Origin of the sequence: Pseudomonas sp. TWI929 (assembly GCF_039673335.1) — a bacterium.
Classification (GTDB): Bacteria; Pseudomonadota; Gammaproteobacteria; order Pseudomonadales; family Pseudomonadaceae; genus Aquipseudomonas.
On record NZ_JBDJLK010000191.1, the window covers coordinates 1 to 484 of the forward strand.

Consider the following 484-nt stretch of genomic DNA (forward strand, 5'->3'; position numbering starts at 1 on the left):
GACCGACAATACCACCGCGACCCTGACTGCTTCGCCAAGCGTCACCGAAGGTGGCGTGATCACTTACACCGTGACCCTGAGCAACCCAGCCCAGACTCCGGTGACCGTGACCCTGTCCAACGGCCAGACCATTACCGTTGAAGCCGGCAAGACCCAGGGCAGCGTCGACTTCCAGACCCCGGCCAACGATGTCTACAACAATGGCTCGACGGTCAGCACCACGATTACTGGTGCTACCGGTGGCAACTTCGAGCAGCTGACGCCGAACCCGACGCCAGCCCAGACGACGATCAACGATTCGACCGACAACACCACCGCAACGTTGACCGCTTCGCCAAGCGTCACCGAAGGTGGCGTGATCACTTACACCGTGACCCTGAGCAACCCAGCCCAGACTCCGGTGACTATCACCCTGTCCAACGGTCAGACCATTACCGTTGAAGCGGGCAAGACCCAGGGCAGCGTCGATTTCCAGACCCCGGCG

1 protein-coding gene is annotated in these 484 nt (G+C 61.4%); it reads left to right on the forward strand.

What is annotated here, in order from left to right; all coding sequences use genetic code 11:
• Nucleotides 1-484: immunoglobulin-like domain-containing protein (locus tag ABE456_RS28505; protein WP_346646910.1), on the forward strand; the 484-nt coding region annotated here is incomplete at both ends.